The 24,229-nt window shown below is 63.5% G+C and carries 22 protein-coding genes and 5 tRNA genes; 9 read left to right on the plus strand and 18 right to left on the minus strand.

Annotated elements, in window-relative coordinates; all coding sequences use genetic code 11:
• Nucleotides 1–3 precede the first annotated feature (3 nt).
• The 4 genes from GTZ97_RS07280 to GTZ97_RS07295 form a co-directional block, all read right to left on the minus strand.
• Nucleotides 4–1,899: a propionate--CoA ligase gene (locus tag GTZ97_RS07280; protein ID WP_161649929.1), complete on the minus strand. Its 1,896-nt coding sequence runs from the start codon at nucleotides 1,897–1,899 to the stop codon at nucleotides 4–6.
• A gap of 131 nt (nucleotides 1,900–2,030) precedes the next feature.
• Entirely contained in the window at nucleotides 2,031–2,213 is a 183-nt protein-coding gene (locus GTZ97_RS07285) for a hypothetical protein (protein WP_161649930.1), read from the minus strand.
• A gap of 7 nt (nucleotides 2,214–2,220) precedes the next feature.
• The gene (lpxC, locus tag GTZ97_RS07290; protein WP_161649931.1) at nucleotides 2,221–3,156 is read right to left on the minus strand and encodes a UDP-3-O-acyl-N-acetylglucosamine deacetylase; all 936 of its coding nucleotides are present in this window, start codon (nucleotides 3,154–3,156) and stop codon (nucleotides 2,221–2,223) included.
• Nucleotides 3,157–3,218: 62 nt separating this feature from the next.
• Nucleotides 3,219–4,418 carry a class I SAM-dependent methyltransferase gene (locus tag GTZ97_RS07295; RefSeq protein WP_161649932.1) on the minus strand — a complete coding sequence of 400 codons (1,200 nt, stop codon included), beginning with the start codon at nucleotides 4,416–4,418 and terminating at the stop codon, nucleotides 3,219–3,221.
• A gap of 26 nt (nucleotides 4,419–4,444) precedes the next feature.
• Between GTZ97_RS07295 and GTZ97_RS07300 the strand changes: the two genes are divergently transcribed.
• From GTZ97_RS07300 to glmS, 7 genes are all read left to right on the plus strand, one after another.
• Complete coding sequence (locus GTZ97_RS07300) at nucleotides 4,445–5,242, plus strand: SDR family oxidoreductase (protein ID WP_161649933.1); 798 nt, start codon at nucleotides 4,445–4,447, stop codon at nucleotides 5,240–5,242.
• Between the two features lie 13 nt (nucleotides 5,243–5,255).
• Nucleotides 5,256–5,627 carry a dihydroneopterin aldolase gene (locus tag GTZ97_RS07305; protein ID WP_161649934.1) on the plus strand — a complete coding sequence of 124 codons (372 nt, stop codon included), beginning with the start codon at nucleotides 5,256–5,258 and terminating at the stop codon, nucleotides 5,625–5,627.
• Nucleotides 5,628–5,944: 317 nt separating this feature from the next.
• The gene (ttcA, locus tag GTZ97_RS07310; protein WP_161649935.1) at nucleotides 5,945–6,919 is read left to right on the plus strand and encodes a tRNA 2-thiocytidine(32) synthetase TtcA; all 975 of its coding nucleotides are present in this window, start codon (nucleotides 5,945–5,947) and stop codon (nucleotides 6,917–6,919) included.
• Nucleotide 6,920: 1 nt separating this feature from the next.
• Nucleotides 6,921–7,523 (plus strand): DUF4136 domain-containing protein, encoded by a 603-nt coding sequence (locus tag GTZ97_RS07315; RefSeq protein ID WP_161649936.1) that lies wholly within the window; start codon nucleotides 6,921–6,923, stop codon nucleotides 7,521–7,523.
• A 9-nt stretch (nucleotides 7,524–7,532) separates the two neighbouring features.
• The gene (gene glmU, locus GTZ97_RS07320) at nucleotides 7,533–8,927 is read left to right on the plus strand and encodes a bifunctional UDP-N-acetylglucosamine diphosphorylase/glucosamine-1-phosphate N-acetyltransferase GlmU (protein WP_161649937.1); all 1,395 of its coding nucleotides are present in this window, start codon (nucleotides 7,533–7,535) and stop codon (nucleotides 8,925–8,927) included.
• Nucleotides 8,928–9,031: 104 nt separating this feature from the next.
• The gene (locus tag GTZ97_RS16475; protein WP_201748198.1) at nucleotides 9,032–9,910 is read left to right on the plus strand and encodes a J domain-containing protein; all 879 of its coding nucleotides are present in this window, start codon (nucleotides 9,032–9,034) and stop codon (nucleotides 9,908–9,910) included.
• A gap of 48 nt (nucleotides 9,911–9,958) precedes the next feature.
• Nucleotides 9,959–11,827 carry a glutamine--fructose-6-phosphate transaminase (isomerizing) gene (glmS, locus tag GTZ97_RS07330; RefSeq protein WP_161649938.1) on the plus strand — a complete coding sequence of 623 codons (1,869 nt, stop codon included), beginning with the start codon at nucleotides 9,959–9,961 and terminating at the stop codon, nucleotides 11,825–11,827.
• 117 nt (nucleotides 11,828–11,944) lie between these two features.
• Here glmS and GTZ97_RS07335 read toward each other — a convergent pair whose 3' ends face one another.
• The 11 genes from GTZ97_RS07335 to GTZ97_RS07385 all read right to left on the minus strand — a co-directional run bounded on the left by GTZ97_RS07335 (nucleotide 11,945) and on the right by GTZ97_RS07385 (nucleotide 18,732).
• Nucleotides 11,945–13,840 (minus strand): AAA family ATPase, encoded by a 1,896-nt coding sequence (locus tag GTZ97_RS07335; protein ID WP_161649939.1) that lies wholly within the window; start codon nucleotides 13,838–13,840, stop codon nucleotides 11,945–11,947.
• Nucleotides 13,833–14,015 carry a hypothetical protein gene (locus GTZ97_RS07340; RefSeq protein ID WP_236651072.1) on the minus strand — a complete coding sequence of 61 codons (183 nt, stop codon included), beginning with the start codon at nucleotides 14,013–14,015 and terminating at the stop codon, nucleotides 13,833–13,835. Before GTZ97_RS07340 ends, GTZ97_RS07335 begins: the two co-directional genes overlap by 8 nt.
• A gap of 333 nt (nucleotides 14,016–14,348) precedes the next feature.
• On the minus strand, nucleotides 14,349–15,482 hold the full coding sequence (locus GTZ97_RS07345) for a hypothetical protein (protein ID WP_161649941.1): 1,134 nt from the start codon (nucleotides 15,480–15,482) through the stop codon (nucleotides 14,349–14,351).
• Nucleotides 15,483–15,503: 21 nt separating this feature from the next.
• Complete coding sequence (locus GTZ97_RS07350) at nucleotides 15,504–16,643, minus strand: slipin family protein (RefSeq protein ID WP_161649942.1); 1,140 nt, start codon at nucleotides 16,641–16,643, stop codon at nucleotides 15,504–15,506.
• 232 nt (nucleotides 16,644–16,875) lie between these two features.
• Nucleotides 16,876–16,949, minus strand: a tRNA-Thr gene (locus GTZ97_RS07355).
• Nucleotides 16,950–17,151: 202 nt separating this feature from the next.
• Entirely contained in the window at nucleotides 17,152–17,727 is a 576-nt protein-coding gene (locus tag GTZ97_RS07360; RefSeq protein WP_161649943.1) for an HNH endonuclease, read from the minus strand.
• Nucleotides 17,728–17,762: 35 nt separating this feature from the next.
• Nucleotides 17,763–17,839 (minus strand) — tRNA-Glu (locus GTZ97_RS07365).
• A gap of 135 nt (nucleotides 17,840–17,974) precedes the next feature.
• Nucleotides 17,975–18,050 (minus strand) — tRNA-Pro (locus GTZ97_RS07370).
• A gap of 11 nt (nucleotides 18,051–18,061) precedes the next feature.
• A tRNA-Arg gene (locus GTZ97_RS07375) sits at nucleotides 18,062–18,138 on the minus strand.
• 9 nt (nucleotides 18,139–18,147) lie between these two features.
• Nucleotides 18,148–18,290: transfer RNA gene (locus GTZ97_RS07380), tRNA-Asp, on the minus strand.
• Nucleotides 18,291–18,525: 235 nt separating this feature from the next.
• Complete coding sequence (locus GTZ97_RS07385; RefSeq protein WP_161649944.1) at nucleotides 18,526–18,732, minus strand: hypothetical protein; 207 nt, start codon at nucleotides 18,730–18,732, stop codon at nucleotides 18,526–18,528.
• Between the two features lie 171 nt (nucleotides 18,733–18,903).
• Between GTZ97_RS07385 and GTZ97_RS07390 the strand changes: the two genes are divergently transcribed.
• Nucleotides 18,904–19,272: a hypothetical protein gene (locus tag GTZ97_RS07390; protein WP_161649945.1), complete on the plus strand. Its 369-nt coding sequence runs from the start codon at nucleotides 18,904–18,906 to the stop codon at nucleotides 19,270–19,272.
• Here the strand turns inward: GTZ97_RS07390 and rtcA are convergent.
• Genes rtcA through GTZ97_RS07405 form a run of 3 tightly spaced genes read right to left on the minus strand, consistent with a single transcriptional unit; the run spans nucleotide 19,259 to nucleotide 22,397 of the window.
• A complete protein-coding gene (gene rtcA, locus GTZ97_RS07395) occupies nucleotides 19,259–20,305 on the minus strand; it encodes an RNA 3'-terminal phosphate cyclase (RefSeq protein WP_161649946.1) in 1,047 nt (348 codons plus the stop codon). The two genes, GTZ97_RS07390 and rtcA, sit on opposite strands and share 14 nt — an antisense overlap.
• Entirely contained in the window at nucleotides 20,292–21,128 is an 837-nt protein-coding gene (locus GTZ97_RS07400; protein ID WP_161649947.1) for a nucleotidyltransferase domain-containing protein, read from the minus strand. Before GTZ97_RS07400 ends, rtcA begins: the two co-directional genes overlap by 14 nt.
• A gap of 48 nt (nucleotides 21,129–21,176) precedes the next feature.
• A complete protein-coding gene (locus tag GTZ97_RS07405) occupies nucleotides 21,177–22,397 on the minus strand; it encodes an RtcB family protein (protein WP_161649948.1) in 1,221 nt (406 codons plus the stop codon).
• Nucleotides 22,398–22,605: 208 nt separating this feature from the next.
• Between GTZ97_RS07405 and rtcR the strand changes: the two genes are divergently transcribed.
• Nucleotides 22,606–24,216: an RNA repair transcriptional activator RtcR gene (gene rtcR, locus GTZ97_RS07410; RefSeq protein ID WP_161649949.1), complete on the plus strand. Its 1,611-nt coding sequence runs from the start codon at nucleotides 22,606–22,608 to the stop codon at nucleotides 24,214–24,216.
• The last annotated feature ends 13 nt before the right edge of the window (nucleotides 24,217–24,229 follow it).

The following is a 24,229-nucleotide window of genomic DNA, read 5'->3' on the forward strand; positions in this document are numbered from 1 at the left end:
CGCTCAGCGCGCCACGGCCTCCTGCAGTTGCTGCAGCGCGGCCGGGTCTTCGATGGTGGTCAGGTCGCCTGTGGCGCGGCCTTCGCACACGGCCTGGATGGCCCGGCGCAGCAGCTTGCCCGAGCGCGTCTTCGGCAACACGTTGACGAAATGCACACGCGCCGGGCGGGCCACCGCGCCCAACTGCCCATCGACCGTGCGCATGATCTCGGCCTCGAGCGCCGCGCGGCCGGCGTCGTCAGCCACGCGTTGCGGATCCTTGACCACCACGAAGGCGCGCGCCACCTGGCCCTTGACCTCGTCGGCCACACCCACCACGGCCACCTCGGCGACGGCCGGGTGGCTGCTCACGGCCTCTTCAATCTCGCGCGTGCCCAGGCGGTGGCCGGCCACATTGATGACGTCGTCCGTGCGGCCCAGGATGAAGTAATAGCCGTCTTCGTCGCGAATGCCCCAGTCGAAGGTGTTGTACACCGGCTGGTTCGGGAAGGTCGACCAATAGGTCTGCACGAAGCGCCGGTCGTCGCCCCAGACGGTCTGCAGGCAGCCGGGCGGCAGGGGCCCGTCGATCGTCAGCACGCCCTTCTGGTTGGCGCCGGTCAGCGGCTCGCCCGTCTGGTCGTCGCGCAGCGTCACCTTGTAGCCCGGCATCGGCACACCCGGCGAGCCCAGGCGTGGCGCCTGATGCGGGTCCACCCCGCGTGCCAGGCTCAGAATGGGCCAGCCCGTCTCGGTCTGCCAGTAGTTGTCGATGATGGGCTTGCCGATGGCCTCACCGATCCAGCGCGCGGTGGGCTCGTCCAGCGGCTCGCCGGCCAGAAACAGGTGCTTGAGGCTGGAGAGGTCATGCCGCTTGAGGCAATCCGGATCCTGCTTCTTGAGCACCCGGATGGCGGTGGGCGCCGAGAACATCACGTTGGCGCGGTGGCGCTCGACGATGGACCACCACACGGCCGCATCCGGCCGGACGGGCAGGCCCTCGTAGACGATGGTGGTCATGCCGGCCAGCAAGGGCCCGTAGACGATGTAGCTGTGGCCCACGACCCAGCCGATGTCGCTGGTGCAGAAGAAGGTCTCGCCGGGCTGGCCGCAGTAAATCAAGTCCATCGACATGGCCAGCGCCACGGCGTAGCCGCCCGTGTCGCGCTGCACACCCTTGGGCTTGCCGGTCGTGCCACTGGTGTAGAGCGTGTAGCTCGGGTGTTCGGATGCAACCCACTCGCATGGCACCTGGGCGTCCATCACCTCGCGGCGCAGCGTGTGGAAGTCGTGGTCGCGGCCGGCCTGCAGCGGCGCGGGCGCAAGCCCACGGTCGACCACCACCACGTGTGGCACAGCATGCTGCGCCTGCTTCAGCGCCTCGTCGAGCAGCGGTTTGTAGGCAATGACCTTGCCGCCGCGCGAGCCGGCATCGGCCGTGAACACGACGGTGGGCTGCGCATCGTCGATGCGGCTGGCCAGCGCGTGGCTGGCAAAGCCTCCGAACACGACCGAGTGAATGGCCCCCAGACGCACCGTGGCCAGCATGGCCACCACCGCCTCGGGGATCATCGGCATGTAAATCAGCACCCGGTCGCCCTTGCGCACGCCCATGGCCTGCAGGATGGCGGCCGTGCGCTGCACCTCGACATACAGCTGACCGTAGCTCAGCGACCGCTCCTGCCCGGTCTCGGTGGAGATGTAGACCAGTGCGGGCTGATCGGGTCGCTGAGGCACGTGGCGGTCGACCGCGTTGTGGCAGAGGTTGGTCAGCCCGCCGGCGAACCAGCGGGCAAACGGCGGCTGGCTGTGGTCGCATACCTGCTCGAAGGGCTGGTGCCAGTCGATGCGGGCGGCTTGCTCGCGCCAGAACGCTTCCGGCTCGTCGATCGAGCGCCGGTACAGAGCGTCGTAATCCATGCAGAGGGCTCCCTGGCGCCTGCGCGCCTTGTGTCTTGTATGGGACCCATGCTAGGGGGGATCACCCCCCTTGAACACGGGGGAAGCCCGGGAATGTCAGGATGCCGACGTTTTGAACCCGCTTGGCGGCCTCACACCAGCGCGGCGCGGCGCAAGACCCAGATGGCCGCAAATGCCATCAGCAGCACCAGGCCCCATTTCACCGGCACCATGGCCCGCTGGCGCCACACCGGCTGGCCGGTGAGCGTGTACAGCGCCATGCACACCAGGAAGGCGAGCAGGATCAGGAAGCCGGCTGTGCGCAACAACAACATGGCGAGGTCACCACGCCGGGGCCAGTTCGGCCATACCGCGCGGTGCCTGCCGCTCGTCTTCGAACGAGGCGATCTCGTACGCGTCGGGCTGGGCCAGCAAGGCGCGCAGCAACTGGTTGTTCAGTGCGTGGCCGGATTTGTAGGCCGTGTAGGCGGCCAGCAGCGGGTGGCCCACGACGTACAGGTCGCCGATGGCATCCAGGATCTTGTGCTTGACGAACTCGTCGTCATAGCGCAGCCCGTCGGCGTTGAGCACGCGGTAGTCGTCCACCACGATGGCGTTGTCCATGCTGGCGCCCAGACCCAGGCCGCGTGAGCGCATCATCTCCACGTCTTTCGTGAAGCCAAAGGTGCGCGCGCGGGCGATGTCGCGCTTGTACTGGCCGCTGCCGAAGTCGAACTCGACACGCTGGCCCGTCTGGTCCACTGCCGGGTGGTCGAAATCGATCTCGAAGGCCAGTTTGTAGCCGTGATAGGGCTCCAGCCGGGCCCACTTCAGCGTGCGGCCTTCGCCCTCGCGCACCTCGATCGGCTTGAGCACGCGGATGAACTTCTTGGGCGCCTTCTGCAACTCGATGCCGGCGCTTTGCAGCAGGTACACAAACGCGGCCGACGAGCCATCGAGGATGGGGACCTCTTCGGCGGTGATGTCGACGTAGACGTTGTCCAGCCCCAGGCCGGCGCAGGCCGACATCAGGTGCTCGATCGTGTTGACCTTGGGCGCTCCAGGGTCGCCGCCGGGTGAGATGGTCGTGGCCATGCGCGTGTCGCACACCGAGCCCGGGTTGACCGGGATGTCGACCGGTTGTGCCAGATCCACCCGGCGGAACACGATCCCGGTGTCCGGCGGCGCCGGTCGCAGCGTGAGTTCGACGCGCTGGCCACTGTGCAGGCCCACGCCCACGGCCCGGGTCAGCGACTTGAGGGTGCGTTGTTGCAGCATGGGAGGGATTATCCCAGCGAAGCCCGGCGCGTGCACGGCGGGCACGCTATGGCCGTCATAGCCTAGAGCGTGTGCGTCCGGTCGCCATGTGCGAACCCGATGGCGTCAAACCACGGCCCTTTCACGAAGCCGATCACCTTGAACAGCTCGCCCATTTCGTGCTCGGCCACGAGCATCTGCAGGGCGTTACGCGCCTTCAGATCAGCTGCGGTGCTGGCATCACCTGTGCGCGCCAGCGCCTCGCCCAGGCCGCAGTTCATCAGAAAGCGCCCCTGGCTGGTGTAGCCCAGCACCTCCCAGCCGCCCTCCTGTCCGGCCAGCGCAATGCCGGTGAAGTTGACGTGGGCGGTGATGTCCTTCTCGCCGACCTGGCTCAGCGGATCCGGGTCGCTGCGGTGGGCGTGGTGGCACATCAACGTCCCGCCGGTGCGCTGGGGCAGGTAGTACTCGGCTTCCGGAAAGCCGTAGTCCACGAAAAAAGCCGCGCCGCGTGTCATCAGCTGCGCCAGCGTGGTCACGAAGGCTTCGGCCTGGCCGTGGGTCTCGGTCACCGTGCCGGGGGCGAACGCCTCGTCGCTGTGCTCGGTCGGGGGGCGCACGCCAGCCGGGGCGGGCCGGTCGGCCCATACAAAGGTCGGCGTCTCGGCTTGCGCATCAGCGGCCGTGGCGTCGGCCAGCGCCACGCCGCGCTCCTGCCAGACCTCGCCGTTCCAGGCCAGCAGGTGCACCGGCATGGCGTCCAGCACCTCGTTGCCCACGATCACGCCTTCCAGCGTGTCGGGCAGGCTGTCGGCCCAAACCACCTTGTGAACCAGTTCAGGGTGGCGCTTGAGCAGGCGCTGGTGCTGGCGGTCGCGCAGCGTGCCTGACAGGTCGACGATGGTGTAGCGCTGGATGCGGTCGCCCAGCTCACCCAACAGCTGCTCGGCCAGCGCGCCGCTGCCGGCGCCGAACTCCCAGATCTCGTCGGTGCCGGTGGCGTCCAGCGCCTGCGCCACCTGGCGGGCCAGCACCTCGCCGAACAATGGCGTCAGTTCCGGGGCGGTGACGAAGTCGCTGCCATCCTGCGGCATCTGCCCCAGCACGCGGCGACCGCCGCTGTAGTAGCCCAGCCCAGGTGCGTACAGCGCCAGTTCCATGAAGCGCTCAAAGCGCATCCAGCCACCGCGTTCGCGGATCTCGTGGGCAATCAGCAGTGCCAACGGATGGGCGGAGACTGGTGCGGCCACTACACTCGGGCCAGTTGTGCTTGGGCGTTGCATGCCCCATTGTAGAAAGCCTGATTGCCATGTCGGAACACGCTGACTCTCCTGCCGGTCATCCTGTTGTGCTGGTCACTGGCGCGGCCAGGCGCCTGGGGCGTGACATCGCGCTGGCGCTGGCGCGCCAGGGATGGGATGTCGCGGTGCATTGCCGCCATTCGCGGGCCGAGGCCGACGAGACGGCTGCCGACATCCGGGCGCTCGGGCGCCGCGCGGCCGTGCTGCCCGCCGATCTGGGCGACGAGGCCGCTGCCCGCGCCCTGGTGCCGCAGGCGGTGCAGGCGCTCGGCCGGCTCGATGCCGTGGTCAACAGCGCCTCGACCTTCGAGTACGACTCGGCAGCCACTTTCAGCTACGCCATGCTCGAGAAGCACCTGCGCGCCAACACCGCGCCGGCCATCGTGCTGGCCCAGGCTCTGGTTGAACATCTTGCGCAGCGTGAGGCGCAGACCACCCGCGTGTGCGAGGGCGCCGTGGTCAACCTGCTTGATCAAAAACTGTGGAACCCCAACCCTGACTTCCTGAGCTACACGCTGTCGAAGGCGGCCCTGGAATCGGCGACCACCTTGCTGGCGCTGGCGCTGGCGCCCCGTGTACGGGTGGTGGGTGTGGCCCCCGGCCTGACGCTGACGAGCGACTGGCTCAAGGGCGAGGCGTTCGAACAGGCCCACAAGTTGTCGCCATTGCGGCGGTCATCGTCCCCACAGGATGTGGCCGCCACGGTGGCCTTTGCGCTGCACAACCGCTCGATCACCGGCACGACGCTGCTGGTGGATGGCGGGCAGCATCTGCAGCGCTTCGAGCGCGATTTTTCGATGATGTGAGAGGCCCTGCGCCATGTCCCTGACCAAAGGCAACCAGACCCTGACCCTGACCGGCCTGCGCTTCAACGCCAGCCTGGGCGTGCTCGACCACGAGATCGACGCACCCCAGCCCATCATGGTCGATGCCGAACTGAACATGGGCAGCCAGCCGCTGCTGCCGCACGACGACGAGATCCTCAATGTGCTCGACTACCGCAAGGTGCGCAGCATCATCATCGAGGAGTGCACGTCCGAGCATGTCAACCTGCTGGAGACGCTGATCGGCAAGCTCTGCAAGCGCCTGATGGACTTGCCGGGGGTGCTGGGGGTGCGGGTCAAGATCGCCAAGCTGGAGATTTTTGACGACTGCGAGGTGGCGATTCGGATGGAAACGGGGCAGTGGTGAGCTTTGTGCAGGACGTTTGGCGTGGGTAGCCAACGACGCTCATGTCCTCCGCCCCGGCTTTGCCGGGGCTCCCCCTTTACTTCGCTCTGTTGGCTACCCACGCCAAACGTCTTGCGGCGCTCTGGCAGCCCTCGCCCCACCGCGCGGTGGGAGGAACAGGGGCTCGGGGTGCAGGGCGTAGCGAAGTAAAGGAGGAGGGCGGGCGCAGCCCGTCCGGGGGACATGAGCGCAGCCCTGTATCCCGAGTCCCTGTTCCGTTTTTCGCCTCCCAATCACCCCGTTGCCCGTTTTGCCAGTAGATCGGCGAAAATCTCGGGATGAACGACGCCGTAGCTCCCCACATCCTCTCCTCGCCTGACGAAGAGGCCAAGGCGAAAAAGCACGCCTTCGAGATGAACAAGCTCAGCAAGCGCCTGCACCGCGAGGTGGGACAGGCCATTGCCGACTACAACATGATCGAAGACGGCGACAAGGTCATGGTCTGCATGTCGGGCGGCAAGGACAGCTACGGGATGCTCGACATCCTGATGAACCTGCAGAAGCGCGCACCGATCCGCTTCGAACTGGTCGCCGTCAACCTCGATCAGAAACAGCCCGGTTTCCCCGAGCATGTGCTGCCCGAGTACCTGACCCAGGTCGGCGTGCCCTTTCGCATCGAAGAGCAGGACACCTACAGCGTGGTCAAACGCGTGGTGCCCGAGGGCAAGACCACCTGCTCGCTGTGCTCGCGGCTGCGACGCGGCATCCTTTACCGTGTCGCCACCGAACTGGGCTGCACCAAGATCGCGCTGGGCCACCACCGCGACGACATCCTGCAGACCATGTTCATGAACATGTTCTTTGGCTCCAAGCTCAAGGGCATGCCGCCCAAGCTCGTGACCGACAACGGCGAGCACGTGGTCATCCGGCCCATGGCCTACTGCCGTGAAAAAGATCTGGCCACCTACGCCGAACACCGCCAGTTCCCGATCATCCCGTGCAACCTGTGCGGCAGCCAGGAAGGGCTGCAGCGCCAGCAGATGCGCGAGATGATCAACGACTGGGATGCCCGCTTCCCGGGTCGGGTCGACAACCTGTTCACGGCGCTGGCCAACATCGTGCCTTCGCACCTGATGGACCGCAGCCTGTACCCGTTCGAGACGATCAAGGCCACTGGCACGCCGGTGAAGGGCGGCGACATCGCCTTTGATGAAGACGAGGACGACTGTGGCTCGCATGAGGCCCCGCGCGACGGGTTGCCCGCGCAGGCCACCATCTCGCTGGATGCGCTCAAGCGCAAGAAAGAGGCCTGACATGTGGATGCGCCGCCTGTTCCTGCTGACCGTGGTGCTGGCCCTGAGTGGCTGCGCCAGTCTCAACCAGTTCAGCAGTCAGGTGAGCACGCATGGCAGCTGGCCGCAAGGGCGCGCCCCGGGCAGCTACGCCTTCGAGCGCCTGCCCTCGCAGGCCGCCCAGCCTGCGCTGCAGGATCAGTTGGAAGCGGCCGCGCGCCCGGCCCTGCAGGCCGCCGGCTTCACCGAAGCGCCCGATGCGAAACAGGCCTCGGTCGTGGTGCAACTGGCCGCGCAAGTGCAGGTCGAGCCCCGGCCGCCGCTGGACAATTTCTGGTACCCCTATGGCCGATGGGGCTGGGGTGGCTTCTGGGGGCCTGGCCGCAGCGGCATGGCGCTCAGCCTGCACATGGAGCCGCCTTACGTGCAGATGTCCGTCAGCCTGTTGATCCGCGACCGTCAGACCCACGACGTGCTGTACGAGACCCGCGCCCGACATGACCGGCTCGGGGCGGTGGACGCCCGTCTGTACCCGCTGCTGTTCGAGGCCGCGCTCAAAGACTTTCCACAGGTGGCGGTCAGCCCGCGCACCGTCACACTCACGATTCCACCGCAGTCCCGCTGAGCAGTTTTCATGACCCTTTCCATCGTCATCATGGCCGCGGGCAAAGGCACCCGCATGAAGTCGTCGCGGCCCAAGGTGCTGCATGCGCTGGCCGGCCGGCCCATGCTGGCGCATGTCGTTGACACGACCGCCACGCTGGCGGCCACGCAGCAGATCGTCATCACCGGCCATGGTGCCGAGCAGGTCGAGGCCACGATGCGGGTCGCCTGCGCCGAAGCGCCGCTGCAGTTCGTACGCCAGGAGCCGCAGCTTGGTACGGGCCACGCCGTGCAGCAGGCCGTGCCGGTGCTGCCCGATGAGGGCATCACGCTCATCCTCAACGGCGACACCCCGCTGATCGCGGCACGCACGGCCCGGGCGCTGATCGAGGCGTGTGCCGGTGAGCGGCTGGCCTTGCTCACCATGTCGCTGGACGATCCGACCGGTTATGGCCGCATCGTCCGCGACGGCTGGGGCGAGCAGGTATTGGCCATCGTCGAGCACAAGGACGCCACCGAGGCCCAGCGCGCGCTCAACGAGGTCTATACCGGCGTCATGGCCGCGCCCACGCGCCTGCTCAAGGGCTGGTTGGCTCGCCTGACCAACGACAACGCCCAGCGCGAGTACTACCTCACCGACGTGGTGGCCATGGCCTGCCGCGACAAGGTGCCCGTGGTGGCGGCCCACCCGCAAAGCGAAGTTGAGGTGCTCGGGGTCAACAGCCCTGCGCAGCTGGCCGAGCTGGAGCGGCGCTACCAGCGCGTTCAGGCCGAGCGCCTGATGGAGCAGGGCGTGCGCCTGGCCGACCCGGCACGCTTCGACCTGCGCGGCCGCCTGCACTGCGGGCAGGACGTCGACATCGATGTCAACTGCGTGTTCGAAGGCGATGTGCAGTTGGGCGACAACGTGCGCATCGGCGCCCACTGTGTCGTTCGCAACGCGGTGATCGAGGCCGGCGCCGTCATTCACCCCTTCACGCACATCGACGGCGACAAGGATGGCGTCACCGTGGGTGAGGGCGCGCTGATCGGGCCCTTCGCCCGCCTGCGCCCGGGTGCCCGCCTGGGCCCCGAGGTGCACATCGGCAACTTCGTCGAGGTCAAGAACAGCACGCTGGCGCGCGGCGCCAAGGCCAACCACCTGGCCTACCTGGGCGACGCCACCGTGGGCGAGCGGGTCAACTATGGCGCGGGCGCCATCACGGCCAACTACGACGGCGCCAACAAACACCGCACCGTGATCGGCAACGATGTGCACGTGGGCAGCAACTGCGTGCTGATTGCGCCCATCACGCTGGGTGACGGCGCGACCATCGGCGGCGGCAGCACCGTCAGCAAGGATGCGCCCGCCGGCCAACTCACCGTGGCGCGCGCCAAGCAGGTGTCGCTCAGCGGCTGGACACGGCCGCGCAAGACCCGCGACTGAGCGGGCGGATGAGTGGGATCCCGCTGGGACGACGGGTAGCCAGCCGGTAAGATTGACAGATTGAACGCCCCGGAGACGGGCTCTGTAACTGGAAGTTTCGTGCCGTGAACCATTACGAACGCCTGAAAGTGTCGCGCGATGCACCGCCCGAGGTCATTCGCGCCGCTTACCGGGCACTGGCCACCAAACTGCACCCCGATCGCGCGGGCGCAGACACGGGGCCGGATGACGACCAGCACGCCCAGATGGCGGCGCTGAACACGGCTTACGAAACGCTGATGGACGCCCGTGCGCGCCAAGCCTACGACCAGGCGCTGGACGTGGGCTCGAGCGCGTCAGCAGGGTGGTCTGCGGGGCGGACGGCCGGGCCGTCTTCGGCCGACCGAGAGCGTGCCGAACGCGCGGATCGCGCTGAACGCCCGGATCGCGCCCGTGGCAAGCGCAAGGAAACGGATGCCGACGAAGAGGCCAACGGCCCCAGCACCCGTGTCGACATGGATTGGCTCACCCCGCGTGCTGCCGAGGCGCGCACCCTCTGGCCCCCGAGCCCGCGCCTGGCCATGGCCGGCGGCGGCGTCGGTGCGCTGCTGGTCCTGGGGCTGGTGGGCTGGCTGTGGCAGATGTGGGGCCAGCACCAGATGGAGCGGGCGCTGTCGCATCAGTATGCGAGCCGCCCTGTGGCCGTGGAGGCCAACAACCCTCCGCCTGATCTGCTCACCCGCCAGGCCACCGGGATGACGCCCCCCGCGCCAGCGCGGCCCGTGCCGCCCGGCGGCCAGCCGCCGACGGTGGAAGAGCTTTCGCGCATGAGCGACGAAGAGCTGCTCAGCGCCTTGCCGGCCCTGGATGGCGCCATGCCCGTGGCCACAACCCGCATGCCCTCGCTCATCGTGCCGGGACGCGACCGCCCGCATCCGCTGGATGGCGGCGCGCCGCTGCGCTTGCGGGCCGATCAGGATCTGGTCGATCCGCTGGCGCCCTGACCCCGAACCCATAGACCTCTCTGACCCCCTGAAGCGGGAGACATCTGCATGTGTGGCATCGTTGGCGCCGTTGGTGCGCGTGACATCGTTCCCGTTCTCGTCGAAGGCCTCAAGCGCCTGGAGTACCGTGGCTATGACAGCTGCGGCGTGGCCGTGCTGCAAGACGGCGCGCTGCGCCGCTCGCGCAGCACCCAGCGCGTCGCCGAGCTCGACACCCAGGCCCGCACAGAGGGCATTGCCGCGCAGCTGGGCATCGCCCACACCCGCTGGGCCACGCATGGCGCCCCGGCCGTGCACAACGCCCACCCGCATTTCTCGCACGGCCCTGGCGCCGAGGCTGCCACCAGCCAGCCCGGCCGGGTGGCCCTGGTCCACAACGGCATCATCGAGAACCACGAAGAACTGCGCCGCGAGCTGCAGGCCCTGGGCTATGTGTTCTTGAGCCAGACCGATACCGAAGTCATCGCCCACCTGGTCGATCACCTGTATCAGGGTGACCTCGGCGAAGCCGTCAAGGCCGCCACCCGCCGGTTGACCGGCGCCTACGCGATCGCGGTGTTCCATCGCGACGAGCCTGCGCGCGTCGTGGGTGCCCGTCAGGGCTCGCCGCTGGTGCTGGGCGTGGGCGGCGCCGATGCGACCGAGCGTTTCCTGGCGTCCGACGCCATGGCGCTGGCGGGGGTCACCGACCAGTTCGTCTACCTGGAAGAAGGCGATGTGGTCGACCTGCGCCCGGGGCAGCACACGATCTGGGCCTGCGGCCAAGAGCGCGTGGCCGATGATGCCCGCCCGGTTCGCACTGTTCATGCGCACAGCGGCGCCGTGGAGCTGGGCCCCTATCGCCATTACATGCAAAAGGAAATCTTCGAGCAGCCGCGCGCCATCGCCGACACGCTCGAAGGTGTCGAAGCCATCACGCCGACGCTGTTTGGCGACGACGCGGCAGGCGTGTTCAGCCAGATCGACCGCGTGCTGATCCTGGCCTGCGGCACCAGCTATTACTCGGGCTCGACGGCCAAGTACTGGCTGGAGTCGATCGCCAAGATCCCCACCAATGTGGAGATCGCCAGCGAATACCGTTACCGCGACAGCGTGCCCGACCCGCGTACCCTGGTGGTCACCATCAGCCAGTCTGGCGAGACGGCCGACACGCTGGCCGCGCTCAAACACGCGCGCAGCCAGGGCATGACGCAAACGCTGACCATCTGCAACGTGGCCACCAGCGCCATGGTGCGCGAGTGCAAGCTCGCCTACGTGACCCGCGCGGGCGTGGAGATCGGCGTGGCCTCGACCAAAGCCTTCACCACCCAACTGGCCGGCCTCTTCCTGTTGACGCTGACGCTGGCCAAGCTGCGTGGCCACCTCAGCCCCGAAGACGAGGCTGAACACCTCAAGGACATGCGCCACCTGCCCGCCGCGCTGCAGGCCGTGCTGGCGCTCGAGCCCCAGCTGATGGCCTGGGCCGAGGCCTTCGCACGCAAGGACAACGCGCTGTTTCTGGGCCGGGGCCTGCACTACCCCATCGCGCTTGAGGGCGCGCTCAAGCTCAAAGAGATCAGCTACATCCACGCCGAGGCCTATCCGGCCGGCGAGCTCAAGCACGGCCCGCTGGCCCTGGTCACGGCCGAGATGCCGGTGGTCACCGTGGCGCCCAACGACACCCTGCTCGAGAAACTCAAGAGCAACATGCAGGAAGTGCGCGCCCGCGGTGGCGAGCTGTATGTCTGTGCCGACGGAGACACCCACATCCAGGCCGAGCCCGGCATCCACGTGATCCGCATGCCGGAGCACTATGGCGCGTTGTCGCCGATCCTGCACGTGGTGCCGCTGCAGCTACTGGCGTATCACACCGCCTGCGCGCGCGGGACGGACGTGGACAAGCCGCGGAACCTGGCGAAGAGTGTGACGGTGGAGTGAGGGGTTTGACGCCGCTCCTCTCATGGTTGAGATTCAACCGTTATAGAACGAGCCGAACCTCAGCGAGGGCCTGAGCAGGGGTGACATGGTTCAAGCTGCACGACCTGCATCACACGGTCATGCACTTAGCTGCAGAACCCCTCTTTGCCGGAATGCAGCCAGTCTTGCTGCATATGGATCCAGCGCATCCTCTGGGGCGCCCAAAGGTATCTTCACGACCTCGGCAAAGCGCGCTGGTGTGACCTGCCCATGTGTCAGGAGTTCGTCCACCAAAGCCAGCAAGACTCCACGATGCATGTCGAGCAACTTTGTTGCCCGATCGTGTTCAGCCTGCAACAGCGCTTCTATCGGCGCATTGCTCTCATCCACATCGGTGCAGAAGTTGTCTTCGCTGTTGACGGAGATATCGGTGCGGCAGATGCGCGAGCCGTGTCCGAGGTGGCGCAGCATGCGGGCTGCCGTTTCGGTGGCTTTGCGCAGATCGCTCTCGGCACCGCTTGAGCTCAACTCGGGCCCGAAGACCAGCAATTCTGCGGCTCGGCCGGCCAGGCTGGTGCAGATCGAGTCGAGCAGGTTGCGGCGTGACCACACCTTGCGAGATGTATAGGCGTTGTAGCCGCCTTCGAAGCTAGCCACATGGATCTTGATTTCTTGCGGGGCACGGCCAAAAAGCAAAGCGTGGATCAGTCCGTGTCCTGCCTCATGCACGGCGAGCAGCGCGCGGAAGTCTGGATTGTTGCGCTGGCGCAGCCGGTTGATCTCGAAGGGGGCCGCAATGGCTTGAGACTGTCCACGCCAATGGACGATCAGGCTTCGACTATCGGCCGTGAGGCCGACGGTATCGCCGGCAGCGGCACCACGTTCGAGCGCCCACAGCGTGGCCTTTGCGAGGCCAGTGCCAAGGATGGCGTGCAGTGAAGAGAACAACGGCCGGGTACCTTGGGCAGGAAAAACCGCATTGGCGTAGATCTGCTCGTGCACGCTGGCGTCCACATTGAAATGCAGACTGCAGCGCGTGGCCGTTTCAAGCGCGTAACGGGTGCAGACCTGTTTGATCAACTGCTCATACGCGCTGCGGCTGAGTGACGGGTAGACCACATGCTCGTTTCCCAGGCGAGCAACCTGTTCCGGCTTGAACCGTTGGTTGAGCGCCTGCTTGACGTCAATGACGCTCAGCTTGCTGGTCAAGCCATGGAAGGTATCGGCATCGCTGTCGCAGTCGTCCACGCTGGTGGCGATGTCCTCGTACATCTCGTCGAGGTTGCCGCAGACGAAGATCAGCAGTCGGCTGTAGTCGGTCTCCCAACGCTGCTGTCCTGTTTCGCGGAAGGCGCGAAGCCGCTCCTGGATCTGGTCGGGTGCCCACGCCATGATCTCCATGAGCGACTCATCAAGCTTGAGGTTGCGCCGCAGTTCCTGGGCTTCCCAACTGTTTAGTTTGAAGCGCCGCTTGGCGTCATCGGCCTCGGCCCGCTCGGCATCGTAGGCCGCCTCTGCGATGGAGGACTCGATATCGCCCAGCAAGGAAAGGGCCGGTGGCAGGCGGCCATCGGACAGCAAGGCCCAGACATCCTGGTAGCGTTCCACGCGCACTTCCGAGCGCTTGCTGTCGATGGTGCGGAAGCGCTGGAACTCATCGAGTGCCAGGATGCCGGGCTCGCCCTCTCGCACGCCGGATTGAGCCAGCATGCCCGAGATGCTCTGTGCGCTGCGGCAGCCCGCGCCATTGGAAAAGCCGTCCATCTGCACTTCGACGAAGCGGTCGTAGAAGCCGAGCAACTGCGCCAGACGGCGCACCAGCTGGGTCTTGCCGGTTCCCGTGAGGCCCCAGAGGCAGACGATGACGGGCCGCGTCACGAGTTCGGGCAGCACGTACCACGCGCGCACCGAGTCAATCACACGGTCGATCACGGCATCAATGCCGAACAGTTCGCTTTTGAGTTGGGCTGCAATCTCTTGCAGCGCTTGGCTTCGCTGCGCGAGCCGGTCTCGCAATGCTGGGGTGTCATTCATCCCAATCCTTTCGTCGCACCAGCGCTTGCAGCGCCACGCGGTCGGCGCGGCGTTGTGCGCCGCGGCTTTGGATATGCTGACCTGCGCCTCGCATGCCACGCTCGCCAAGTGCGCGCGCCACAGGGTCACGCGCACCAGGGCCCGCTTCGAGCACCAGCGTCATCGGTTGTTTCATGCGGCGCAGGGCCTTGATCCGGCCCTCTTGAAGGGCGCGGGAACGGAGTTGTGCACTCATTCGGTTTCCGAAAAGCAAAAGCCCCGGCTCAATGGCAGCGGGGCTTTGCTAGCCGCGCGGTCTGAGGCCGTATCTGTGAACAGACACGGTCCAGCCGGGGCTCGGGAACCGTGTTCAGTCGTTGGTCGATATGAACAAGGAGGACATAAGAGGGACTCCGTCAATGCGGGCGCTGTCGTGGGCGCCTTCAGCAGTTGACAGGGATGATATAGATATCGAAACGAGTTCGCAAGACTGGGCCCACGACTGAGTGGAGCGTTCGCATCTCTACTTTCATTCCATCCGCATGGCTTCCCATGGCTGGCCGTCTAGAAGCTGAAGGTCCATCAACATGCTTTGCAGCAAGGCATCTCTTTGGCTTTCGGCCAGATCGCCCTTGATGAGGATCGTGATGCCGAAGCCGTCGTGCTCGTCAAGGCGCACTTCAATGCCGTCCACTTTGATCCTGTGGATCCCGTAGCTGTCTTCCTCTTCGGGCAACAGCTCTATGCCAGACCATGGCTGATAGAGCTTGTCCAGCAGCAATAAATCCGGCAGGAAGCCGATACGTTCGATGAGTCTGGTGCGCTGCTCATCGCGTTCCTTCTCCCAGCCGACCGACTCGTACCAAGCCAACTGACGCAGATCCCATAGGTTGTTGCGCAGCCTGTCCTCGCGAATCAGCCACCATTGGGTCCATTCAAGCTGAGTGCGACGAGACCATGTCCACGTGTTGACATCCAGAATCCACTCGTCTACGTTCAGGCGCATCGGCTTGTCATCATCTCGGCAGAACTCGCCACCCCGAACAACAATGTGCCCGGCCTCGGGGATGTACTCCGCCGTGTGCCTTGAAATCCAGCCGGGCGACTCGCCATGTGTCGGCATTGACTGCATCTCAAAGGTTGCAAGATCCAGCACCAGCACGGGCGTCACATTGGGCTGACGTGATTCCGGGTAGCTCAGATTGCCGATCAGAACGATGCGCTGATCGATCAATGTGGCCGTGTGAAAGTCCGTGGGAGGAAAAACCTCCTTTGGGTAGCCATAGATCTGGACATCACCGCTTGAATGAGTGACAACCACATCGTTGTAGATATGGAAGTCGGGATCGTAGAAGTCCTCGTGCTCCCCTGCGATGTGCACAACGCGCCCGTCCGGCAGTGCCGTATGACTGATTCCAAATCGGTTGAAGCACCACATGGCACCAGCCTCGCTTGAGGCTGGGCCATTGAGCCGCTCGTTGGCGTTGTAGGCGTCCAGCTTGGAGCGCACCAACCATTCCCACAAAGGGTTGCTCAGGTCGGTGGGGTTGCTCGTGCCCAAGCGCGGCGATCGCCATGCCAGGAAGCCGTCCTTTGACATGTCAGGTGGCGGGAGCGTGAAGTCACGCTCGTCCTTTTCTTCTTCGTCTTCCAATACGTCCATGACGTCTTCCTTCCATGATGTCTATTTCAACTTGATCATGCCGTTGAGCACCTGATCCAGTCCACCAAATACCGAGATCTTGTCGATGCGCTCGGCCACACGCTCCAGCGTTTCCAGCTCCTTCATGCGCAAGGCGACAGGGTTGCCCTCCATCACCTTGGCCGTGTTGAGCAAGGATCGCGTGGCAGCGGTTTCCTCACGACGACGGATCACGTTGGCCTGGGCCGCCTTTTCGGCTTCAACCACCTGGGCCAGGATGGTCTTCATCTCCCCGGGCAGCACGATGTCTTTCACACCGGCGGTTTCCAGCTCAATACCGTAGGCCACCAGACGCGACTTGACGTGGGCCATCACGACCTCGTCGATCACGGTCTTGTTTTCCAGCAACTCATCGAGCGTGCGCGTACCCACGGCCGAGCGCAAGCCGAACTGCAGCTCGCGGTACAGGTGTTCCGCGGGCTTTTGCAGCTGTGTGTAGGCCTTGAGCACATCCGTGAAGCGCCACGACGCCGACAGGTTCAAACGCAGACCGACCTTGTCCTTGCTGAGGATGTCCTGGCCGGACGCTTCCACCACCTGCAGACGCAAGTCCACCAGCTCGACCGAGACGTTGCGGTTGTACTTCCAGAAGCCGTAGGAACCTGGCTTCAGGAGCGAGTCCACCTTGCCGTCGACATGCAGCACGCCCACGCCGTACTCAGGCACTTGCACGGTGAGCACGCCGATCAACCCGGCCACCTGACGTTGACGCATCTGCGTCTGCGTCAAGCGCGCCACCAGTTCGGCAGGCACCTCGGCCTGACGGCTGATGTCCAGCACATCGATCTTCACCTCGTGCAAGCCCTTCCAGTACAGGCGGCGCGTGGTGGGAGCCAGCAACTCGACCAGCACGCCGTTCTCGTAGCGCAGACCTACCTCCGTTTCCTTGAGGTCGACGCGCACGAACTCGGCGTCCACCACCTCGGGCTCCTTGGCCATCAGGTAGTCGGCCAGGCCGTGCACAAAGGCGGGCTGTTCCAGCGAGAAGGTCTCGACACGCACATCGCTCAACGCCGTGGCCAACCAGTGACGGCCTGGCTGCAGCACCCGCTCGAAGTCGCCATTGCGCAGCAGCAGGCCACGCTCGTTCTTTTTGACAGTGAAACGTTTGAATCCCAACATGGGTTTCTCCTTTGTTTGTATGAGGGTGCCGTTTCAGCACCGGCTGCGGGCAGGGAAGGCCTTGGCTAAGGCATGGTGGATTTGCGACGTGCCGTCCTCCCTGATCGACATGTCGCTTGGCCACCTGCGCGAGCCACGCGTTTTCCTTGCACAAGCCGCCAGCGCTGACAGATGGCAAGCCATCTGCGTTCGGCGGTGGTCTTTCGACCGTAGAGTTGCAACCTTGGTAAGGTTGTTGGTACGGGAGTCGAACCCGTGACAGACGCATGACAAGTGCGTTGCTCTACCCGACTGAGCTAACCAATGGGTGGCTGCTTGGGAATCGAACCCATCACCGTTGCCGGTGCTGACCACAGACAGCCCAATCAACCGTTTCCAACAGACGCGGCATGCACCATGACAACAGGCTTTAACCTGGCCACAGCGCACCGGCGGGGCGGGCCTTCACCCGAACCCCTGACCTGTGAGCGCCTGCCTTTCACGGCAGACTCGTTGGCGCTTGAACCATTCAGTTCAGGCGCGATCCTTTAGGCAGGCGAGAAGCCAGCCATTCGTGTACATCGGCCCGGATGTGCCTGCCTTGCAGCAGGAAGTCTTCGAATCGACTGGGCACATAGGGCAGATACAGCAAGGGCATGCGGGCTTCCTCGGGCGTTCGGTTGGCCTTGGCAGCATTGCAGCCAGGGCAAGCCGTCACCAGATTCATCCACGACATGGCACCGCCGCGTGAAGCCGGCACGATGTGTTCACACTGCAGCACACTCTCAGAGAAGCGTTCACCACAGTAGGCACAGATGCACCGGTCACGCCGAAAGAGCTTGTGCCTGCTCAGCGATGGCGCCACATCAAACAGGTTGATGCGCGAAGCGCCGTTGAGCGCCATGATGGGGAAGATCTCTATCACGGACTGGCGACCCGTTCGGGCGTTGACGCCGCCGCGCAGACGACGCAGCGGTCCAGCACCATCGACCCATGCCACCGAGTCACTGGCCAAATGGATGGCGGCCTGTTCGACCGTGATCCAGACTTGAGGCGTGCCTTGAATGTCCAGTTGCAGGACATGCGTTGAGGTACTCGGTGACATGGGAAGCCCTCCTTTCATGGGCCCTTGCGGATGATTGGCGTCTCGTACGGGGTTCGAACCTGTGTTCCGACATTGAAAGCGTCGTGCCCTAGGCCAGCTAGACGAACGAGACAGCGTGATGACAGCGATATGTGTTCGCCAATGCGCTTGGGGGTGACCGGCGGGAGTCGAACTGGCACCATCGGAATCACAAACCAAGGCTCTGCCATTGAGCTACGGCCACACCCAAGCGCACTGGATGTTGTTATGGTCTCGGTGGACGGGATCGAACCGCCGACCTGATGCTCCCAAAGCACCCGCGCTACCAGCTGCGCTACACCGAGTTCTGGTTAACTGGCACCTCCTGCACGACTTGAACGTGCGACCTCTGGCTTCGTAGGCCAGCGCTCTGATCCACTGAGCTAAGGAGGTCTACTTCCTTGGCGCCTCGTGCGGGGATCGGTCTACCGGCTTTGCCGGTAGGACGCTGCCCGGCAGCGGGCCGTAGGCCGAAAGCGCAAGCCCGAGCAAGCCGCGGCTTCCGACTGGACAGGCCGGCACTCTGACCGCTGAGTTAACGAGGCTGAACTTCCACTTCGGCTGTGCCCTTGCGCGAGGCCGTTTGTCACATGACCACGGCTGGCGGCTCGCTGCACAAGATCCGCGTCCGGATCCTGCACATCCCTTGCCGGCGTCACCTGCGCCATGCATAGGCTCGGAGTGCGAGGGCACACCCGAAGTGGTGGTTAAGAAAAACAAAGAGGCCCGGTTCGCTTGGAAACCGGGCCTCTGTATCAGAGTGGGGAGTGTCGAGACGCATCAACGCGTATCTACAACTCCTTTACCCGGTTTGCTTCGATCCTCATGCAGGACGGCTTGTGTCTGTTCAACAGTGGTATCGATGATGGTGGCGAACAGTCGATTCGAATCACATGCACCCAATCCAGGATGCGAACCCATTTGCCCAGCCGCACGAAAGCGGCCCATACTGGGGCGGCTGTTGCGGACGATGAGAATGGTTTGCACGATGGTTCCTTGTGAGTCGAATCAGAGCGAGAGTTGATGAATGGCCAAGCAGGTCATGCCATTGCATGCTCGACAACATCAAAATCGTAAAGACTCTTTACCTTTCTGTCAACACTGTTGACGCTGATCTGAGAAAATTCCACTCAAACATGTAGTCACTCGTTCACGATCTTGAGCAACATCACCATCAACCGACGACGCAATGCGCTCACGCTGTTTCAGCTCTTTGCTGAAGAGGCGTTAGCCAAGGGCGTTCCGCCCAAAGGCCTGGAGCAGTCCTTCGCACGCCACGTCGAGATCTCACCCAGCATGTGGAGCCAGATCAAGTCATCTCGCCCTATTGGCGACAAGATGGCCAGGCAGATCGAGCAGCACTGTGGCAAGCCATCGGGATGGCTTGATGAAGAGCGAGAGGCGGCAAGCATGACGCCAGCCGAGCAGCATTTCCTGTCTCTGGCCCTTCAGGCCTGGCGCTCAACCAATACGGCGGGGCGCAAGGCGCTCAGAGAGCATCTCAAGAAGCTGCTTACTCAAAGCTGACCAACCATCCTGCTTGCCTGTCTGCCTGCTCACTTACAGTGATCTTGACTGGCAAGAAGCGACGGATCACATCCAGATTGCTCCAAGCATGCTCCGTCATCTCGCTGGCCACGTAGGCGCCCGGCTTTCCGCTGGCTTGTACGGCCAATGCCATGGGCAGCGCCAGTTGATCAGCCAGGTGAGGCCCCACCGGGGCTTTGCTCTCCATATAGGCGGACACCTCCTTGGCCAGAAGCCTGGCCACCTTTTCAGAGGTAACCTCCTTCTCGCCAAAGCTGGTGAACACCTCGGTCACGTGCTCATGCACCAGTGTGGCCATGAGCGCATTGCCGGGGCCTTCATTCTGGCGCGATGGCATGACACTCAACTGCTCCGCCGCCCAGCCCAATGTGCGGCCCAAAGCCTCCAGTTCGCGGTCCGCAATGCGACGAGACAAGCCGGGCACGAGGCATTCGCCAAAAGCCGCTTTGTGTGCGCCACGATCTAGCAGATCGAAGGGTGACAGGCCTTCGGATGTAGGCTTGATGCAAAGCTCGACCTCGCCTCCGCCTGCTGGATAGAAGCCGTGGCGCAAGAGTTTGCCCTCCAGCGTCACGCCCATGCGTGCAAGCAAAGGAGCAAAGGTACGCTCGATGAAGTGCCAGGTCGGCGCCATCGGGTTATGCGTACCGCCAGACAGTTTCAGCGTACTGGGTGCCTTGGTCTGCATCAAAGCCGGCAACACCGTTTGCACAACCAGCATGCAGCTGCCCGCCGTACCGATGGCAAAGCTGTAGTCACCCGCCTGCGTGGTGCCTGGCACAAAACGCAAGGCGGTCGAGCCCAGTTCGGCGCCGTCCACCGTGGCCCCAGAAACAGCTTGGGCAGCATGCACGCAGACGAGGTGCTGGCGCATCAAGCCAGGCTTGGGACGCTTGGCGCGAATCTGGCTGATCTGTACCGGCTTGCCCGTACACATGGACAAGGACAAGGCGGAGCGCAGGATCTGGCCGCCGCCTTCGCCTTGAGAGCCATCAATATCAATCACGTTCATTCTTCTTTTCCTCCACATGGGTCACCACGTCAAACAGAAAGACATCCAGGCCTGAGGTGTCTGGTCGTGGATCGTGTTCTACCTTGTGCGCCTGCGCCATTTGCAACTCACTTTCGATGAATGCGTGTATGGCTGGCCACCTGGTGCTCGTCGCAGCCTCTCCAGCGCGCATCTTCACTTCAAGCAAGCGATTGAGTTCGTCGAGAAGGGCATCGTCCCGCACCGTCGCCTGTGCCAGCTCTGCAAAGCGCATGGGCGGTACACCCCCGCCTTCTCGGATCCAACGTGCAGCCAACAGCGGACGCAGCACATACAGATACTTCTTGTAGCGCACAACCTCTCCCTTGAGGTGCTCCCGAAAGTTCTTCTTGGCCATCGACACGTAGTGGTGATAGCCGCGAAGCGACGAGAAGCCTGTTTCAGCCAGGCCCCGAAAACGGGTCATGACATCCACGTCCTCCATGTACACGATGGGCGAACGCAGCCATTCCAGCAAGGTTGGGTTCGATCGTTTGAGCAATTGCAGGGCTTTGCGCAGATCCCAGCCGTTGATGTCCAGGTCGCCGCTGATGGGCAACTCGATCACATCACGGTGTGGATCAACCGAGAGATACCAGGCGGGTCGGTTCACGTAGATGAAACGCACGTCGTAGTCGCTGTCTGGCGAAGCGAATCCCCAGCCTCGGCTGCCCGATTCGCAAGCGAAGAGCACCTTCACGTCGTGCTGGTGCTCCAAAGCTCGCAGGCTATCCATGATCTGTGCCCGGACGGCATCGTCCACAGGATGGGCGCTCAGCAGTTTTTCATGTTGTGTGTGGTTCATGGTTCCTCCCTGAGCAGCCCTGTTGTCAGAGCCTGTTGCAGAGAATGTCTATCCTTTGACGCACAGCACCTGCTTGAGTGTGTAAACCACCTCCACCAGGTCCTTTTGCGCTTCCATCACGGCGTCGATGTCCTTGTAGGCCATCGGAATCTCGTCGATCACGTTCTCGTCCTTGCGGCATTCCACGCCTTCGGTCGCCTTGATCTGATCGGCCACCGTGAACAGTTTCTTGGCCTTGGTGCGGCTCATCACGCGACCAGCGCCATGGCTGCAGCTCTCGAAACTCTCCGGGTTACCCAGGCCGCGCACGATGTAGCTGCGCGCGCCCATGCTTCCCGGAATGATCCCCAGCTCACCCTTCTTGGCGCTCACCGCACCCTTGCGGGTCACGAAGACGTCTTCACCGAAGTGCGTTTCCTTCTGCACGTAGTTGTGGTGACAGTTCACCGCTTCCACGTGGGCCTCAAAAGGCTTGGTGATGACCTTGCGCACGGTGGCGACCAGGTTCCTCATCATCACCTCGCGGTTGAGCCTGGCGAACTTCTGTGCCCAGCTCACGCCACGCACATAGTCACCGAAGTACTGCGCACCTTCTTCGAAGTACGCCAGATCCTTGTCCGGAAGATTCCGCTGATGTTGCTCGGCGTCCTTCTTGGCCAGTTCGATGAAGGTCGTGCCGATGGCATTACCCACACCGCGGGATCCTGAGTGCAGCATGAACCACACGGCTCCAGCTTCGTCCAGGCAGACCTCGATGAAGTGGTTACCCGTGCCGAGCGTTCCCAGGTGTTTGCGGTTGTTGGTGTTGCGCAGGCGAGGGTACTTCTCGCAGATGGCTTCGAACTCATCCACCAGCGTGGCCCAGGCCTGGTCCACCAGTTCAGGCGGGTTTTCCCAGCTCCCTTGGTCGCGTCCGCGCTGCCTGATGGGCGTCATGCCGTGGGGCACCGCTTTCTCAATGGCCGAGCGCAGAGGGCCCAGATTGTCAGGGAGGTCCTCAGCACGCAGTGAGGTCTTGCACGCCATCATCCCGCAGCCGATGTCCACCCCCACTGCGGCGGGAATGATGGCCTTGATGGTCGGGATCACCGAGCCCACCGTCGCGCCGATGCCAAGGTGCACGTCGGGCATGGCAGCGATGTGCTTGAACACGATGGGCAGACGCGCGGCATTGGCCAGTTGTTGGCGTGCGTCGTCTTCCACGGGGACGCCTTTGGTCCACATCTTGATGGGCAGCGCGCCTTCTTGCTGTTCGACGTTGTAGTTCATGGTGCTCTCACCTTCTGATCAATGTTCTTTCCTTGTGTGCCTTCTCTATCGCAATGGGTGTGCCAACTTGCTTTGGTCGGATGGGTGGCCTGTCTATCTCTTTGATTTGAAATGGATTTCTGCTATTTTGGCCTGTACATCAAAAAGCTATCGTTGGTAGATGCGCCTTGCGAATTAGAATAAAAGATAAATAAATAGCCAAAAAGATATGGCCAAGAAAACAGTCGTCATTGGGTTTCTGGGGTCGCAGCTGGATGCGGGGCAAGGTGCAGGGCGCTGGGAGAAGTGGCGGCCGACGGTCTCATTGGCACAGCATGAAGACACCTTGATCCATCGCGTGGAGTTGCTTCACTCGCCACAGCACATCCGCCTGGCTGAGCGTGTGAAGGAGGACATCACTTCGGTGTCGCCGGATACCGAGGTTCGGCTGATCGAGATGGCGCTTGCCGACCCATGGGACTTTGGTGAGGTGTACGCCGCCTTATATGACTGGGTGAAGGCTTATCCCTTCAAACCCGAGCGGGAGCAGTATTGGGCGCACATCACAACCGGCACGCACGTGGCACAGATCTGCATGTTCTTGTTGGTGGAGGCCGGGTTCATTCCTGGCGTGCTGTTGCAGACATCCCCGCCTCGAAAGCAAACCCATGGGAACCCGGGCACCTATACGCTGATCGACCTGGATCTCTCACGCTATGACATCCTGGCCCAGCGTTTCGAGCAAGAGCACCGCGATGCGCAGGCCTTTCTCAAAAGCGGCATCCCAACCCGCAACAAGCACTTCAACGCATTGATTGACGAGATCGAGCGCGTGGCCGTTCGATCCACTGCGCCCATCTTGTTCACTGGCCCGACAGGTGCCGGCAAGTCGCATTTGGCCCGGCGCATGTTCGAATTGAAGAAAGCGCGGCACCAGGTCAAGGGCCTCTTCGTGGAGGTGAACTGCGCAACCTTGCAAGGTGATGGCGCTGCCTCGACCCTTTTCGGACACAAGAAGGGCGCGTTCACCGGCGCGGTGGTCGATCGCCCGGGGTTACTGTGTACCGCCCATGAAGGCGTGCTGTTTCTGGATGAGATCGGTGAGCTGGGGCTCGATGAGCAGGCCATGCTGCTCAAAGCCGTCGAGGAAAAGCGTTTCTATCCAGTGGGCAGTGACAAGGAGGTTGCCAGCGACTTCCAATTGATCGCTGGCACCAACCGCGATCTGCGCCTGGACGTGGCGGCAGGTCGCTTTCGTGAAGACCTATATGCCCGTGTGAACATCTGGTCGTACGAGCTGCCCGGCTTGTCTCAGCGCACCGAGGACATCGAGCCCAATGTAGACCACCTGCTGGCCAGGAGCGGAGTAGAGATGGGGCGTGCCGTTCGCTTCAATGCCGAAGCGAAGTCCATGTACATGCGCTTTGCGCAATCTTCAGAGGCTGCTTGGCTGGGTAACTTCCGTGACCTGACGGCCAGCGTGACGCGCATGGCCACCTTGGCTGAGGGCGGTCGTATCACCACCGATCTGGTTGAGGCTGAACTGCAGAGGCTGCGATGGATGTGGCAGCGGGCCGATCATGACAATGATGCTGCCAGCGAGGCCGTGGATCTCAGTCAATGGATTGAGCCCAAGACGCTTGCTGACATGGACCTGTTTGATCGCTTGCAACTGCAGGCGGTGATCGGCGTGTGCTTGACGGCCAAAAGCCTGTCTGATGCTGGTCGGCGCTTGTTTGACCGATCCCGCGAGCAGCGTTCTGCTGTGAATGATGCCGACAGGTTGCGCAAGTACCTGGCGAAGTTTGGCTTGAGTTGGCAACTCTTGACGAAGAGATAGATTCGGTTCGCTG

The sequence above is a fragment of the Aquabacterium fontiphilum genome (genome assembly GCF_009909205.1).
Lineage (GTDB): Bacteria > Pseudomonadota > Gammaproteobacteria > Burkholderiales > Burkholderiaceae_C > Aquabacterium > Aquabacterium fontiphilum.

Excerpts from the sequence above, each read along its gene's own strand:
- GTZ97_RS07350 (WP_161649942.1), bottom strand. The coding sequence starts at position 16,643 with ATGTTGGGATTCAAACGTTTCACTGTCAAAAAGAACGAGCGTGGCCTG.
- GTZ97_RS07305 (WP_161649934.1), top strand. The coding sequence starts at position 5,256 with ATGTCCCTGACCAAAGGCAACCAGACCCTGACCCTGACCGGCCTGCGC.
- rtcR (WP_161649949.1), top strand. The coding sequence starts at position 22,606 with ATGGCCAAGAAAACAGTCGTCATTGGGTTTCTGGGGTCGCAGCTGGAT.
- rtcA (WP_161649946.1), bottom strand. The coding sequence starts at position 20,305 with ATGAACGTGATTGATATTGATGGCTCTCAAGGCGAAGGCGGCGGCCAG.
- GTZ97_RS07405 (WP_161649948.1), bottom strand. The coding sequence starts at position 22,397 with ATGAACTACAACGTCGAACAGCAAGAAGGCGCGCTGCCCATCAAGATG.
- GTZ97_RS07400 (WP_161649947.1), bottom strand. The coding sequence starts at position 21,128 with ATGAACCACACACAACATGAAAAACTGCTGAGCGCCCATCCTGTGGAC.
- GTZ97_RS07335 (WP_161649939.1), bottom strand. The coding sequence starts at position 13,840 with ATGAATGACACCCCAGCATTGCGAGACCGGCTCGCGCAGCGAAGCCAA.
- lpxC (WP_161649931.1), bottom strand. The coding sequence starts at position 3,156 with ATGCTGCAACAACGCACCCTCAAGTCGCTGACCCGGGCCGTGGGCGTG.
- GTZ97_RS07295 (WP_161649932.1), bottom strand. The coding sequence starts at position 4,418 with ATGCAACGCCCAAGCACAACTGGCCCGAGTGTAGTGGCCGCACCAGTC.
- ttcA (WP_161649935.1), top strand. The coding sequence starts at position 5,945 with ATGAACGACGCCGTAGCTCCCCACATCCTCTCCTCGCCTGACGAAGAG.
- GTZ97_RS07340 (WP_236651072.1), bottom strand. The coding sequence starts at position 14,015 with ATGAAACAACCGATGACGCTGGTGCTCGAAGCGGGCCCTGGTGCGCGT.
- GTZ97_RS07280 (WP_161649929.1), bottom strand. The coding sequence starts at position 1,899 with ATGGATTACGACGCTCTGTACCGGCGCTCGATCGACGAGCCGGAAGCG.
- glmS (WP_161649938.1), top strand. The coding sequence starts at position 9,959 with ATGTGTGGCATCGTTGGCGCCGTTGGTGCGCGTGACATCGTTCCCGTT.
- GTZ97_RS07285 (WP_161649930.1), bottom strand. The coding sequence starts at position 2,213 with ATGTTGTTGTTGCGCACAGCCGGCTTCCTGATCCTGCTCGCCTTCCTG.
- GTZ97_RS07360 (WP_161649943.1), bottom strand. The coding sequence starts at position 17,727 with ATGTCACCGAGTACCTCAACGCATGTCCTGCAACTGGACATTCAAGGC.
- GTZ97_RS07315 (WP_161649936.1), top strand. The coding sequence starts at position 6,921 with ATGTGGATGCGCCGCCTGTTCCTGCTGACCGTGGTGCTGGCCCTGAGT.
- glmU (WP_161649937.1), top strand. The coding sequence starts at position 7,533 with ATGACCCTTTCCATCGTCATCATGGCCGCGGGCAAAGGCACCCGCATG.
- GTZ97_RS07345 (WP_161649941.1), bottom strand. The coding sequence starts at position 15,482 with ATGGACGTATTGGAAGACGAAGAAGAAAAGGACGAGCGTGACTTCACG.
- GTZ97_RS07300 (WP_161649933.1), top strand. The coding sequence starts at position 4,445 with ATGTCGGAACACGCTGACTCTCCTGCCGGTCATCCTGTTGTGCTGGTC.